This window comes from Streptomyces sp. NPDC008137 (assembly GCF_042957035.1).
Lineage (GTDB): Bacteria > Actinomycetota > Actinomycetes > Streptomycetales > Streptomycetaceae > Streptomyces.
The window spans coordinates 1-12,492 of record NZ_JBIBHN010000044.1 but is presented as its reverse complement, the minus strand read 5'-3'; the positions used below and the strand labels follow the sequence as shown (position 1 = coordinate 12,492).

General features: G+C 71.2%; 14 protein-coding genes. 6 read left to right on the top strand and 8 right to left on the bottom strand.

Annotated elements, in window-relative coordinates:
* Window positions 1-24: 24 nt before the first annotated feature.
* Window positions 25-390 carry a four-helix bundle copper-binding protein gene (locus ACFZBT_RS38125; protein ID WP_391114224.1) on the bottom strand — a complete coding sequence of 122 codons (366 nt, stop codon included), beginning with the start codon at window positions 388-390 and terminating at the stop codon, window positions 25-27.
* A 243-nt stretch (window positions 391-633) separates the two neighbouring features.
* Here ACFZBT_RS38125 and ACFZBT_RS38120 point away from each other — a divergent pair, with 243 nt between their 5' ends.
* The gene (locus tag ACFZBT_RS38120; RefSeq protein WP_391114222.1) at window positions 634-1,839 is read left to right on the top strand and encodes a phospholipase D-like domain-containing protein; all 1,206 of its coding nucleotides are present in this window, start codon (window positions 634-636) and stop codon (window positions 1,837-1,839) included.
* A 54-nt stretch (window positions 1,840-1,893) separates the two neighbouring features.
* On the opposite strand, the gene ACFZBT_RS38115 is transcribed toward ACFZBT_RS38120, so the two are convergent.
* Window positions 1,894-3,051, bottom strand: a complete 1,158-nt coding sequence (locus ACFZBT_RS38115; protein ID WP_391114219.1) for an acyl-CoA dehydrogenase family protein — start codon at window positions 3,049-3,051, stop codon at window positions 1,894-1,896.
* A 189-nt stretch (window positions 3,052-3,240) separates the two neighbouring features.
* On the opposite strand from ACFZBT_RS38115, the gene ACFZBT_RS38110 reads away from it, so the two are divergent.
* Window positions 3,241-4,584 carry a nucleotide sugar dehydrogenase gene (locus ACFZBT_RS38110; RefSeq protein WP_391114217.1) on the top strand — a complete coding sequence of 448 codons (1,344 nt, stop codon included), beginning with the start codon at window positions 3,241-3,243 and terminating at the stop codon, window positions 4,582-4,584.
* A gap of 98 nt (window positions 4,585-4,682) precedes the next feature.
* Here ACFZBT_RS38110 and ACFZBT_RS38105 read toward each other — a convergent pair whose 3' ends face one another.
* Window positions 4,683-5,189, bottom strand: coding sequence for a CGNR zinc finger domain-containing protein (locus tag ACFZBT_RS38105; protein ID WP_391114214.1), 507 nt, complete (start codon window positions 5,187-5,189; stop codon window positions 4,683-4,685).
* Between the two features lie 116 nt (window positions 5,190-5,305).
* Here ACFZBT_RS38105 and ACFZBT_RS38100 point away from each other — a divergent pair, with 116 nt between their 5' ends.
* Window positions 5,306-5,677 carry a VOC family protein gene (locus tag ACFZBT_RS38100; RefSeq protein WP_391114211.1) on the top strand — a complete coding sequence of 124 codons (372 nt, stop codon included), beginning with the start codon at window positions 5,306-5,308 and terminating at the stop codon, window positions 5,675-5,677.
* 14 nt (window positions 5,678-5,691) lie between these two features.
* Window positions 5,692-6,084: a VOC family protein gene (locus ACFZBT_RS38095; protein WP_391114208.1), complete on the top strand. Its 393-nt coding sequence runs from the start codon at window positions 5,692-5,694 to the stop codon at window positions 6,082-6,084.
* Between the two features lie 30 nt (window positions 6,085-6,114).
* Here the strand turns inward: ACFZBT_RS38095 and ACFZBT_RS38090 are convergent, their stop codons facing one another.
* Together ACFZBT_RS38090 and ACFZBT_RS38085 are read right to left on the bottom strand one after the other, a co-directional pair.
* Window positions 6,115-7,248, bottom strand: coding sequence for a membrane dipeptidase (locus ACFZBT_RS38090; RefSeq protein ID WP_391114205.1), 1,134 nt, complete (start codon window positions 7,246-7,248; stop codon window positions 6,115-6,117).
* A gap of 106 nt (window positions 7,249-7,354) precedes the next feature.
* Window positions 7,355-7,714: a MerR family transcriptional regulator gene (locus tag ACFZBT_RS38085; RefSeq protein ID WP_391114313.1), complete on the bottom strand. Its 360-nt coding sequence runs from the start codon at window positions 7,712-7,714 to the stop codon at window positions 7,355-7,357.
* Window positions 7,715-7,766: 52 nt separating this feature from the next.
* Here ACFZBT_RS38085 and ACFZBT_RS38080 point away from each other — a divergent pair, with 52 nt between their 5' ends.
* Complete coding sequence (locus ACFZBT_RS38080) at window positions 7,767-8,900, top strand: alkene reductase (protein WP_391114202.1); 1,134 nt, start codon at window positions 7,767-7,769, stop codon at window positions 8,898-8,900.
* Here the strand turns inward: ACFZBT_RS38080 and ACFZBT_RS38075 are convergent.
* The 3 genes from ACFZBT_RS38075 to ACFZBT_RS38065 are packed head-to-tail and all read right to left on the bottom strand — an operon-like array spanning window position 8,849 to window position 11,696.
* On the bottom strand, window positions 8,849-10,027 hold the full coding sequence (locus ACFZBT_RS38075; protein ID WP_391114199.1) for a membrane dipeptidase: 1,179 nt from the start codon (window positions 10,025-10,027) through the stop codon (window positions 8,849-8,851). The genes ACFZBT_RS38080 and ACFZBT_RS38075 overlap by 52 nt on opposite strands.
* Before the next feature lie 5 nt (window positions 10,028-10,032).
* Window positions 10,033-10,560: a 5-(carboxyamino)imidazole ribonucleotide mutase gene (gene purE, locus ACFZBT_RS38070; RefSeq protein ID WP_184598238.1), complete on the bottom strand. Its 528-nt coding sequence runs from the start codon at window positions 10,558-10,560 to the stop codon at window positions 10,033-10,035.
* The gene (locus ACFZBT_RS38065) at window positions 10,557-11,696 is read right to left on the bottom strand and encodes a 5-(carboxyamino)imidazole ribonucleotide synthase (protein WP_391114195.1); all 1,140 of its coding nucleotides are present in this window, start codon (window positions 11,694-11,696) and stop codon (window positions 10,557-10,559) included. The genes purE and ACFZBT_RS38065 overlap by 4 nt, the downstream gene beginning before the upstream one ends.
* A gap of 163 nt (window positions 11,697-11,859) precedes the next feature.
* On the opposite strand from ACFZBT_RS38065, the gene ACFZBT_RS38060 reads away from it, so the two are divergent.
* Window positions 11,860-12,354: a GtrA family protein gene (locus ACFZBT_RS38060; RefSeq protein ID WP_391114192.1), complete on the top strand. Its 495-nt coding sequence runs from the start codon at window positions 11,860-11,862 to the stop codon at window positions 12,352-12,354.
* Window positions 12,355-12,492: the final 138 nt, after the last annotated feature.

Here is a 12,492-nt window from a genome sequence, read left to right as displayed (position 1 = left end):
GCCCCCTTTGCCGTGAGGCGGTCCTCACATCGCGGCGGCCGACATCGAGCGGCACATCTCGGCACAGCGGCGACACGCCTCGGCACAGCGCATCATCTGGTCGTCGTCCGGCATGGACATACACGCCTCGGCGCACATGTCGCAGGCCTTGGCGCACATCGCGCACATCTCGGCCGACAGCGGCGAGCGGCGCATCATCATGTCGGCGCACATGCGCGTCATCTCGGCGCAGTCCATGACGGCGCGCATGATCTGCATCTGGGCCGGGCCGCCCATCTGCAGGCAGGAGCTCATGGTCTCCTCGCACACGCTGTGGCAGGCCATGCACGCCTGGACGCAGTCCTGCATCTCCTTGCTGAGCGGGGTCGCGGTGGTGGGCTGCTGGGTCATGACGTCCTCCAGGGGGTGGCGGGAGCCGCGGTTCGACGCCCGCACCTCTCGTCCTACGCCTGTGGCCCCATGAGCACCACAGGGCGGACCCACCCGTGTGCGGTGCGCTTCCGGTTGTGAGGCACGACGCACCGGGCGCTGCGTGAAACCGCCCGCAGCGGCAAAACGGGGTGCAGGCGCGCCGGGGGCCCGGCCTCGCGAGGGCGGGGCGGCGAGACACACCTGCAGGGGGGAGACCCGGACATGACACAGCAGACGTACGACGAGACGAGAACTCCGGAGCCGAGAGGTACCGAGGAGCAGAAACAGCGGCTGCGCAGACGGCTGGAGCGACTGCTCGGCATCGCGGCGACCGAGGGGAACGAGCTCGTGCCGTTGCGCAACGGCGACGAGATCTTCCCGGCGATGCTGGCGGCCATCCGGGCCGCGGAGCACACCGTCGACATGATGACGTTCGTGTACTGGCGCGGCGAGGTCGCCCACGAGTTCGCCGCGGCCCTGGCCGAGCGGGCCCGCGCGGGGGTCCGGGTGCGGCTGCTGCTGGACGGCTTCGGGGCGAAGGAGATAGAGCGCGACCTGCTGGACGCCATGGACGAGGCCGGTGTCCAGGTGGCCTGGTTCCGCAGACCCACGCGCCTGTCGCCGATGCGGCAGAACCACCGCTGCCACCGCAAGGTGCTGGTCACCGACGAGCACACCGCCTTCACCGGGGGCGTGGGCATCGCGGAGGAGTGGTGCGGCGACGCGCGCAACCCGGACGAGTGGCGCGACACCCACGTCCAGGTCCGCGGCCCCGCCGTGGACGGCATCGCCGCGGCCTTCGCGCAGAACTGGGCCGAGTGCCACGACGACCTCTACGACGAGCACGACCGCTTCACCGCCCAGGAGCAGCCGGGCCGGGCCACGGTCCAGGTCGTGCGGGGCTCGGCCTCCTTCGGCTGGCAGGACATGCAGACGCTCCTGCGGGTCCTGATCACCTCGGCGCAGGAACGCCTGCGGCTGGCGACGGCCTACTTCGCCCCCGACACCTACTTCATCGACCTGCTGGCCGCGGCGGCCCGCCGCGGGGTCCAGGTGGAGATCCTGCTGCCCGGCCCGCACACCGACCAGCGGGCGTGCCTGCTGGCCGGGCGGCAGCACTACCAGACGCTGGTCGACGCCGGTGTGGAGGTGCGGGAGTACCAGCCGACCATGCTCCATACGAAGATCATCACGGTGGACGGGGTCTGCTCCCTCATCGGCTCCACCAACTTCAACCGCCGCTCCATGGAGCACGACGAGGAGGTCGTCCTGGCTGTCCTCGACGAGGACTTCACCGCGCGGCTCGACGCCGACTTCGAGGTTGACCGCAAGCACAGCGACCCGATCGACACGGCCCGCTGGAAGCGCCGCCCGCTGTCCGAGCGCCTGGCCGAGGCCGCGGTGACCCCGATCCGCCGTTTCCTGTGAGACACGTCGGCCCCCGGCACGAGCCGGGGGCCGAGGGGTGTCCGCGGGGACGGGCTACGGCAGGTTGCGCGCGATCACGATGCGCTGGACCTGGTTCGTGCCTTCGTATATCTGTGTGATCTTGGCGTCGCGCATCATGCGCTCCACCGGGTAGTCGCGCGTGTAGCCGTACCCGCCGAGGAGCTGCACCGCGTCCGTCGTGACCTCCATCGCCACGTCCGAGGCGAAGCACTTGGCGGCGGCGCCCTGGTAGGTGAGGTCGGCGTCGCCGCGCTCGGAGGCGGCGGCGGCCTGGTAGGTCAGGGCGCGGGCGGCCGAGATCTTCATGGCCATGTCGGCGAGCATGAACTGGATGCCCTGGAAGTCGGCGATCGGCTTGCCGAACTGCTTGCGCTCCTGGACGTAGCCCTTGGCGTAGTCGAGGGCGCCCTGGGCGATACCGAGGGCCTGGGCGGCGATGGTGATGCGGGTGTGGTCGAGGGTCTTCATCGCAGTGGCGAAGCCGGTGCCCTCCTCGCCGATCATGCGGTCGGCGGGGATGCGGACGTTGTCGAGGTAGACCTCGCGGGTCGGGGAGCCCTTGATGCCGAGCTTCTTCTCGGGGGCGCCGAAGGAGACGCCCTCGTCGGACTTCTCGACGACGAAGGCCGAGATGCCCTTGGAGCGCTTGGCCGGGTCCGTGACGGCCATCACCGTGTAGTACTCGGACTCGCCGGCGTTGGTGATCCAGCGCTTCACGCCGTTGAGGATCCAGTGGTCGCCGTCGCGGACGGCCTTGGTCTTCATGCCGGCGGCGTCGGAGCCCGCGTCCGGCTCGGAGAGGCAGTACGAGAACATGCCCTCGCCCTTGGCGAGCGGGGTCATGTACTTCTTCTTCAGGTCCTCGGAGCCGGAGAGGATCACCGGGAGCGAGCCCAGCTTGTTCACCGCGGGGATGAGGGAGGAGGAGGCGCAGACGCGGGCGACCTCCTCGATCACTATGACGGTGGCCAGCGCGTCGGCGCCCGAGCCGCCGTACTCCTCGGGTACGTGCACGGCGTGCAGGTCGTTGCCGACGAGCGCCGCGAGCGCCTCCTGCGGGAAGCGGGCTTCCTCGTCCACCGCGGCGGCGTGCGGCGCGATCTTCGCCTCGGCCAGGGAGCGGACGGCGTCACGGAGCATGTCGTGCTCCTCGGACGGGCGGTACAGGTCGAAGTCAGCCGATCCGGCCAAGGTCTCTCACGCTCCAAAACGCTGCGATGCTGACGCTAACTACCGTTAAGTAATCAAAAGTTTATGGGGTCGCCCCCGGGAGTGATACGTGAGCTAGACGACAGCGGAGAAGTTGCCCAGTGAAGCGCCTTCCCATGCCCCGGATATGCTCGGGCGCGCACCGCATGCCGTAGACCCCTGGAGCACCTCATGGCCCTGAAGATCACCGTGATCGGCACCGGTTATCTCGGTGCGACACACGCGGCGGCCATGGCCGAGCTGGGCTTCGAGGTGCTCGCCCTCGACGTCGTGCCCGAGAAGATCGAGAAGCTGGAGCGCGCCGAGGCCCCGATGTACGAGCCGGGCCTGGAGGAGCTGCTGCGCAAGCACGTCTCCGGCATCGAGGGCTCCAGCGGGCGGCTGCGCTTCACCCAGGACTGGGCCGAGGTCGGTGCCTTCGGGGATGTGCACTTCGTCTGTGTGAACACTCCGCAGCGGCACGGCGAGTACGCCTGTGACATGTCGTACGTCGACTCCGCGATCGCCTCGCTCGCCCCGCATCTGCACGGACCGGCCCTGGTCGTGGGCAAGTCGACCGTGCCCGTGGGCTCCGCGGACCGCCTCGCCGCCTACCTGGCCGCGCACGCGCCCGCCGGCGAGGACGCCGAGCTGGCCTGGAACCCGGAGTTCCTGCGCGAGGGCTTCGCGGTCGACGACACGCTGCACCCCGACCGGCTGGTGGTGGGTGTGCGCAGCGAGCGGGCCGAGAAGCTGCTGCGGGAGGTGTACGCCACGCCGATCGCCGAGGGCTCGCCGTTCGTGGTGACCGACTTCCCGACCGCGGAGCTGGTGAAGACCTCCGCGAACTCCTTCCTCGCCACGAAGATCTCGTTCATCAACGCGATGGCGGAGGTGTGCGAGGCCGCCGGCGGTGACGTCGCCAAGCTGGCGGAGGCCATCGGCTACGACGACCGGATCGGCAAGAAGTTCCTGCGGGCCGGGATCGGCTTCGGCGGCGGCTGTCTGCCGAAGGACATCCGGGCGTTCATGGCGCGCGCCGGTGAGCTGGGCGCGGACCAGGCGCTGACGTTCCTGCGGGAGATCGACTCCATCAACATGCGCCAGCGCGGGCAGATGGTGGAGCTGGCGCGGCAGGCGCTGGGCGGCGGGCCGTTCCTCGGCAAGCGGGTGGCGGTGCTGGGCGCGACCTTCAAGCCGGACTCGGACGACGTCCGGGACTCCCCCGCGCTGAACGTCGCCGGGCAGATCCACCTCCAGGGCGGCCAGGTCACGGTCTTCGACCCGAAGGGCATGGACAACGCCCGCCGTGTCTTCCCGACCCTCGGCTACGCGGACTCGGCACTGGAGGCCGTCCGGGGCGCCGACATAGTGCTGCATCTGACGGAGTGGCGGGAGTTCCGGGAGCTGGACGCGGAGGCCCTCGGCGAAGTGGCGGCGACCCGTCTCATCCTGGACGGCCGCAACGCCCTCGACCCGGACCGGTGGCGCAAGGCCGGCTGGACGTACCGCGCGATGGGGCGCCCCAAGGCCTGACGACGCGTAAGGAAGGGTGACGCCGGTTCGGCCGAGGCTCAGTCGGCCGAACCGGCGTCGCCTTGCATTCTGCCCCACCGGGCCCGTGCGCGGGCGGGTCACATCCCTTTCGCCCGGTAACGCCGCATCTTCGCGCGAGCCCCGCACACCTGCATCGAGCACCAGCGGCCCCGGCCCGCCGGGCTGCGGTCGTAGTAGGCCCAGTGACAGTCGGGGGCCTCGCAGGCCTTGAGGCGGGTCCAGGTGCCGGCGGCCAGGGATTCGGCGACGGCGGCGGCCACGCGGGCGGGCAGGGTGTGGTCGCCGGCGGGGGTCAGGGCGGCCGAGCCGTCCGTCGGGTCGACCGTGACGATGAGCGGGGCCCGGGCCAGGAGGTCGCCGAGCGGAGGCGTCTCGCGGTGCGGCGGGTGGCCGGCGTGGGCGAGGAGGGTCGCGCGCAGGGACTCGCGCAGGGCCCGGGCCCGGTCGGTCCCGTCCGGCGTGATGCCGAAGCGCGCCCGGCCCTCGGGCGAGTCCAGCGCGTCGGCGCCCGACTCGATGTCCAGCGTGTTCACCAGGGCCTCTACCAGGGCCAGGCCGCCGGGCGCGGGCGATCTCTCCGTCATGGCTGGACCGTACCTCTCGCGTTCTCCCTTGCGAGGTTACCGCCAATGGGGGAGCATGCAGTAACGGTTACTGGTTAACCGACTCTGACGGTAACCGCGACTCCGAGGAGGAAGTCATGGCTCTCGCCAAGCTGGGTTTCGTCGTCCTGGACTGTCCCGACCCGCACGCGCTCGCCGCCTTCTACGCCGAGGTGCTCGGCGGCACGCCGGAGGTCGCGTCCGACGGGGAGGACGAGTGGGTCGACCTGAAGGTGCCGGGCGGTACCCCGCTGGCCTTCCAGGCCGCTCCCGGTTTCGTACCGCCGGCGTGGCCGTCGCCCGACGCCTCGCAGCAGTTCCACCTCGACCTGGACGTGGAGGACCTCGACGCGGCCGAGAAGGGCGTGCTGGCGCTCGGCGCCAAGCCGCTGGACACCGAGGACCGCTCACGGAGCTTCCGGGTTTACGCCGACCCGGCCGGGCACCCGTTCTGCCTCTGCGCCTGCTGACACCGGGAGGGCCCATGTCCGCCGTGGCACATTTCCGCTCCGTGGTCGTCGACTGCTCCGACCCCCGCGAGCTGGCCCGCTTCTACGCGGCGGTCGGGGGCGGCACCCTCGAGGACGACGACCCCGACTGGGTGGTGCTGCGCCTCCCCGGCGGGCCCCGGCTCGCCTTCCAGCGCTCGCCCGGCCACACCCCTCCGGAGTGGCCCCGGTCCGACCGCAACGCCCAGCAGTTCCACCTGGACTTCGACGGTGGTGCGACCTGGGAGGAGATCGACGCGGCCGAGGAGCGGGTGCTGGCGCTGGGGGCGCGGGTGCTGGACAAGGAGGACGACGTCAAGAAGGACTTCCGGGTCTACGCGGACCCGGCGGGGCACCCGTTCTGCCTCTGCCGGATCGCGCACGACTGACCCCGCGGAGGCAAAGGAGGGGACCGGCTCTCACCCGTCCAGCTCCGAGATCGTCGCCTTCGACGGCGCGCGGCGCTGCTGCGCCGCACGTGCGGTGAAGTCGGCCCCGCGCAGGACGCGCTGGACGTTTCCCCAGGTCAGGAGGGCGACATCGCCCTCGTCCCAGCCGCGCCGCAGCAGCTCCGCGATCAGCCGCGGGTAGCAGGAGACGTCGCCGAGTTCCTGCGGGTGGGCCGCACCGGAGTCGTAGGTGCCGGACAGTCCGACGCTGTGCGCTCCGGCCACGGCACGGATGTGGTCGAGGTGGTCGGCGACGTCCCGGACGGTCGGGCCGGTCTGCTCGGCCGTCAGCGGCACCAGGCACAGCCCCTTGGCGGCGCCCAGCTCGGCCAGCAGGTCGTCGGGGAGGTTGACCGGGTGGGGGCGGATCGCGCGGGCCGCGGAGCGGCTGAACAGCACGGGTGCCCGGGAGAGGCTCAGCACGCGGCGGACGGTCTGCTCCGGGGCGCCGGAGAGGTCCGCGATGACACCGAGCCGGTTCATCTCGCGCACGACCTCCTCGCCGAACCGGGTCAGTCCCGCGTCGCTCGCCCAGGACACACCGGTCAGCGTCAGGGCGCGCAGGCCGAGGAGGTGCAGCTGGCGCAGGGTGCCCAGCGAGTCGCCCACGGCCGAGGCCCCGGCCGGACCGAGGAGCACGGCGACGCGGCCGCAGTTGCGGGCGTCGGCGACCTGCCCGGCCGTACAGGCGGGCCGCAGGCCCTCGTCGCAGGTGCGGACGATGGACTTCGCCAGGTCGAGCTGTTCCAGGGTGGCGCCGACGGCCCGGTCTCCGTCGAGGCCCTCGGGCAGGTGCAGCGACCAGAACAGCGCGCCCACATGGCCGCTGCGCAGCCGGGGCACGTCCGTGTCGACGGTGCTCTCGCCGTCCTCGAGGTCGTAGTAGGACAGCCGCTTGAGCGCCCAGGGCAGTCCGTTGTACCCGTCGGCGACGGGGTGGGCAGCGAGGATGGAGTGGGCCCGGGTGAGGGGCGCGTCATCCGGATCGGAGACGGGCTCGTAGGGCTCCGCCGCGACGACGCCCTCGTCGGGGTACGGCTCGGCCAGATCGTCGAACTCGCCGGTCGCGGCGGTGGGGCGCAGGTCGTGCTGGAGATCTGCCATGGCGGCTCCGTACGGTGCTCGTGACGTACGGTCACCGTCGCATGGGGCGACGGGCTGTTCCTGGTGAGCGGGGCGTTCGGAGTACGGCCCGGGCCCCGGCGGGAGCTCAGGGCAGCCGGGCCGCGTCGATCACCTCGTCCAGGGTGTCCCGGGAGCGGACCAGGTCGGCGATCATCCGGTCGATGCGGGCGCGCTCGGCGGTGAGGTTGGCGACCAGGCTGGGGGTGGCCCGGGCCGAGGGGCCGCCGTCCGCGTCCCGCATGCAGGGCAGCAGCTGGACGATCTTCTCGCTGCACAGTCCCGCCGCGAACAGCTCCTGGATCCGGATGACCCGGTCCACGGCCGCCTCCGGGTACTCCCGGTGCCCGCCGGGCGTCCGCTCGGCGGAGAGCATGCCCTGCTTCTCGTAGTAGCGCAGGGACCGCTCGCTGACGTTGGTGCGCCGGGCCAGTTCACCGATCCGCACGTTCACTCCCGGGCTTGAATCTGACATGAGTGTCAGGTTCTAGCGTAAGGGCATGACGCAGCGCACGACAGCACTCTTCGCACCGGCTCGTCTCCCCGGTCTCCACCTGCCGAACCGTCTGGTGATGGCGCCCCTGACCCGCAACAGGGCGGAGGCAGACGGCACCCCGACCCCGCTCATGGCCACGTACTACGCCCAGCGTGCCTCGGCCGGGCTGATCATCGCGGAGGCCTCGACACCGAACCCGGTCGGTCAGACGTACCCCAACATCACGGCCGTCCACAGCCCGGCGCACGTGGCGGGCTGGCGGCTGGTCACGGACGCCGTACGGGGCGCGGGCGGGCGGATGTTCCTGCAACTCCAGCACGGCGGGCGGGTCGGCCACCCGGCGACCAGCGGGCTGACGCCGGTCGCGCCCTCGCCCGTCGCGCTCCCCGAGACGATCTTCACCCCGGAGGGCCACCGTCCTGCCGTCGTACCCAGGGAGATGACCGCCGAGGACATCCGCACCACCGTCGCCGACTTCGCGCGGGCCGCGCGGAACGCGATCGACGCCGGATTCGAGGGCGTGGAGGTGCACTCGGCCAACGGCCACCTCCTGCACCAGTTCCTGGCCGCGAACACCAATCTGCGCACCGACGACTACGGCGGACCGGTCGCCGCCCGGATCCGGTTCACGGCCGAGGTGACCGAGGCCGTGGCCGCCGAGATCGGCGCCGAACGGGTCGGGCTCAGGGTCTCCCCCGGCAACACCGTCAACGGCATCGCGGAGGGCGAGACCGAGGAGATCTACCCGGCGCTCGCCGAGCGCCTCGGCGGGCTGGGGCTCGCCTATCTGCACCTGGGGTACGCCGACCCGGAGACCCCGGTGTTCCGGCGGGTGCGCGCCGCCTGGCCCGGGGCGATCATCGCCAACCCGGTGCTGAAGGAGGTCACCACCAAGGAGGTGCACCGGGCGTCGGAGGCGCTGCTGGCCGCCGGGGCGGACCTGATCGCGCTCGGCCGGCCCTTCCTCGCCAACCCGGACCTGGTGACCCGGCTGCGGCTCGGGGCGCCGCTGAACGAGCTGCGCGACGGGTACTTCATGTATGTGGGCGGGGCGGCCGGCTACACCGACTACCCCGCCCTCGATGATCAGCCGTCGAGCGACTCGATCGTGGCGTTGGACGCCGGCCGCGTCGCCTGAAGGCCGCGGGCCACGTCCTCGGCGGCGCCGAGCACCCGTACCGCGTTCTTCCAGGTCAGCTTGGCCAGGTCGGCCTTCGACCAACCGCGCTCCAGCAGCTCGGCGAGGAGGTTCGGGTAGCCGGAGACATCGTCGAGGCCGTCGGGAGTGAAGGCCGTGCCGTCGTAGTCGCCGCCGATGCCGAGGTGGTCGATGCCGGCGACCTCGCGCATGTGGTCCAGGTGGTCGGCGACCGTCGCCACCGTCGCGACCGGGCGCGGCTGACGCTCCTCGAAGGCGCGGTGGACCTTCATGGCCTCCGCGGTGGTGTCGAGGTGGTGGAAGCCGTGGGCGCGCATGTTCTCGTCGGCCGCGGCCGTCCAGTCCACGGCCGCCTGGAGCACGAACTTCGGCACGAACGTGACCATCGCGACACCGCCGTTGGCGGGCAGCCGCTCCAGGACGTCGTCCGGGATGTTGCGCGGGTGGTCGCACACGGCCCGGGCGGAGGAGTGGGAGAAGACCACCGGGGCGGTGCTCGTGTCGAGGGCGTCGCGCATGGTCGTCGCCGCCACGTGGGAGAGGTCGACGAGCATGCCGACGCGGTTCATCTCCCGTACGACCTCGCGGCCGAACGCGGTGAGGCCACCGGCCTTCGGTTCGTCCGTCGCGGAGTCCGCCCAGTCCACGTTGTCGTTGTGGGTGAGGGTCAGATACCGCACACCGAGCCCGTACAGACCGCGCAGGGTGCCCAGGGAGTTGGCGATGGAGTGACCGCCCTCCGCGCCCATGAGGGAGGCGATCCGGCCCTCCCCACGCGCGGCCTCCATGTCGGCGGCCGTCAGCGCGGGCCGCAGGTCGGCCGGGTGGCGGGCGAGCAACTGCCGTACGCAGTCGATCTGTTCGAGGGTGGCCGCGACCGGGTCCGGCGAGTCCGTGCGGACGTACACCGACCAGTACTGCGCGCCGACCCCGCCCGCGCGCAGCCGCGGGATGTCGGTGTGCAGGTGGGCGCTCTGGTCGGCGGCGACATCGCGGGCGTCGAGGTCGTAGCGGACCTGCTCGCGCAGCGCCCAGGGCAGGTCGTTGTGGCCGTCGGCGACCGGGAACTCACGCAGGAGTTCCCGAGCCGACTCCAGGGACGTCATCGCCGTCACTTCCCGGCGCCGAAGCCGAAGCCGCCCGAGCCCTCGACCTTGGAGCGCAGGCGCTTGCCCTTCTCGGTGGCCTGGTCGTTCAGCTCCTGCTGGAAGTCGCGCATCCGGCCGCGCAGTTCCTCGTCGTGCGCGGCGAGGATGCGGGCGGCCAGCAGCCCGGCGTTGCGGGCACCGGCGACGGAGACCGTGGCGACGGGGACACCGGCCGGCATCTGCACGATCGACAGGAGGCTGTCCATGCCGTCGAGGTACTTCAGCGGCACGGGCACGCCGATGACCGGCAGCGGGGTCACCGAGGCGAGCATGCCGGGCAGATGGGCGGCGCCACCGGCCCCGGCGATGATCACCTTGAGCCCGCGGCCGTCGGCCTGCTCGCCGTACGCGACCATCTCGCGCGGCATGCGGTGGGCCGACACGACGTCCACCTCGTAGGGGATCTCGAACTCGTCGAGGGCCTTCGCGGCGGCCTCCATGACGGGCCAGTCGGAGTCCGACCCCATGACGATGCCAACAACAGGGCTCATTCGGTGATGGTGCCTCTCAGGTAGCCGGCCGCGTGGGACGCGCGCTCCAGCACGTCGTCCAGGTCGTCGCCGTAGGTGTTGACGTGTCCGACCTTGCGGCCGGGCTTCACGTCCTTGCCGTACATGTGGATCTTCAGCTGGGGGTCGCGGGCCATGCAGTGCAGGTACGCGGAGTACATGTCCGGGAAGTCGCCGCCCAGGACGTTGACCATGACGGTCCACGGGGCGCGCGGGCGCGGGTCGCCGAGGGGCAGGTCCAGGACCGCCCGGACGTGGTTGGCGAACTGGCTGGTGACCGCGCCGTCCATCGACCAGTGGCCGGAGTTGTGGGGGCGCATCGCCAGCTCGTTGACGAGGACGCGCCCGCCGCGGGTCTGGAACAGCTCGACCGCGAGGTGCCCGACGACGCCGAGTTCCTTGGCGATGTTCAGGGCCATCTCGGAGGCCCGGACCGCGAGGTCCTCGTCGAGGCCGGGGGCCGGGGCGATGACCGTGTCGCAGACGCCGTTCACCTGGCGGGACTCCACGACCGGGTAGGCGACGGCCTGGCCGTGCGGCGACCGTACGACGTTGGCGGCGAGCTCGCGCAGGAAGTCGACCTTCTCCTCGGCGAGCACGGGGACACCGGCCTTGAAGGGGTCCGCGGCCTCCTCGACGGAGTCGACGACCCACACGCCCTTGCCGTCGTAGCCTCCGCGCACGGTCTTGAGGACCACGGGGAAACCGTCACCCTCGGCCGCGAAGGCCGCCACATCGGCAGGATCGGACACGATCCTGTGTCTGGGGCAGGGCACGCCGATCGCGTCGAGCTTCGCGCGCATCACGCCCTTGTCCTGGGCGTGCACGAGCGCGTCGGGACCGGGGCGCACGGGGATGCCGTCCGCCTCCAGGGCCCGGAGGTGCTCGGTGGGTACATGTTCGTGATCGAAGGTGATCACATCGCACCCGCGGGCGAACTCGCGCAGCGTGTCGAGATCGCGATAGTCGCCGATGACGACATCGCTCACGACCTGCGCAGCCGAGTCCTGCGGGGTGTCACTGAGAAGCTTGAACCTGATGCCCAGCGGGATGCCCGCCTCGTGTGTCATACGAGCGAGCTGGCCACCGCCGACCATGCCGACTACCGGAAACGTCACTCCCTCAGGGTATCGGCCGCGCCAAGGTGGCCGGTTTCCTGTCCCTCCCCGGACCGGCCCGGACCATCTCCGGCCGTCCACCGGTATCCGCAGGAAGATCGCGCGGGAGGGTGGTTAGCATGGCTGCGTTGACGCCAACTGAGGGACGGGGGCCTGCACGACCATGGGACATGGTGCCTCTCGGCTCCGACGGCTCGTTCGCGAAGTCGCCAAGTTCGGCGCGGTGGGCGGGGCCGGGGTGCTGGTCAACCTCCTCGTGTTCAACCTGGTGCGGCATGTCACCGACCTCCAGGTGGTACGCGCGAGCGTCATCGCGACCGTCGTCGCGATCATCTTCAACTACATCGGCTTCCGCTACTTCACGTACCGCGACCGCGACAAGTCCGGCCGCACCCGGGAAATGACCCTGTTCCTGCTGTTCAGCGCGGTGGGCCTGGTCATCGAGAACGGCGTGCTGTACGCGGCGACCTACGGCTTCGGCTGGAACACCCCGCTCCAGAACAACGTCTTCAAGTTCGTCGGCATCGGGGTCGCCACACTCTTCCGCTTCTGGTCGTACCGCACGTGGGTCTTCGTCGCCCTCCCGGCCCCGGCGCCGGCGTCGGAGGACACCGGCCCGACGGCGGAGCAGGAGCGGAACAAGCAGCGGGTGCCGTAGCCCTACGAAAACCGCCCTACGAAAAGCCCTACGAAGCGACAGGCCTAGGGCCTGTCGTTTGGATCACGCCGCAGACGCGGGGCCTGGCACGCACATCTGCCGCGTTCTCGTCGGTCGCCGACTCCCCCACGCTCGGCT

What these genes read in the sequence shown, in the direction of transcription:
- ACFZBT_RS38125 (WP_391114224.1), bottom strand. Translation starts at nt 390, where the DNA reads ATGACCCAGCAGCCCACCACCGCGACCCCGCTCAGCAAGGAGATGCAG.
- ACFZBT_RS38120 (WP_391114222.1), top strand. Translation starts at nt 634, where the DNA reads ATGACACAGCAGACGTACGACGAGACGAGAACTCCGGAGCCGAGAGGT.
- ACFZBT_RS38110 (WP_391114217.1), top strand. Translation starts at nt 3,241, where the DNA reads ATGGCCCTGAAGATCACCGTGATCGGCACCGGTTATCTCGGTGCGACA.
- ACFZBT_RS38105 (WP_391114214.1), bottom strand. Translation starts at nt 5,189, where the DNA reads ATGACGGAGAGATCGCCCGCGCCCGGCGGCCTGGCCCTGGTAGAGGCC.
- ACFZBT_RS38100 (WP_391114211.1), top strand. Translation starts at nt 5,306, where the DNA reads ATGGCTCTCGCCAAGCTGGGTTTCGTCGTCCTGGACTGTCCCGACCCG.
- ACFZBT_RS38095 (WP_391114208.1), top strand. Translation starts at nt 5,692, where the DNA reads ATGTCCGCCGTGGCACATTTCCGCTCCGTGGTCGTCGACTGCTCCGAC.
- ACFZBT_RS38090 (WP_391114205.1), bottom strand. Translation starts at nt 7,248, where the DNA reads ATGGCAGATCTCCAGCACGACCTGCGCCCCACCGCCGCGACCGGCGAG.
- ACFZBT_RS38080 (WP_391114202.1), top strand. Translation starts at nt 7,767, where the DNA reads ATGACGCAGCGCACGACAGCACTCTTCGCACCGGCTCGTCTCCCCGGT.
- ACFZBT_RS38075 (WP_391114199.1), bottom strand. Translation starts at nt 10,027, where the DNA reads ATGACGTCCCTGGAGTCGGCTCGGGAACTCCTGCGTGAGTTCCCGGTC.
- purE (WP_184598238.1), bottom strand. Translation starts at nt 10,560, where the DNA reads ATGAGCCCTGTTGTTGGCATCGTCATGGGGTCGGACTCCGACTGGCCC.
- ACFZBT_RS38060 (WP_391114192.1), top strand. Translation starts at nt 11,860, where the DNA reads ATGGGACATGGTGCCTCTCGGCTCCGACGGCTCGTTCGCGAAGTCGCC.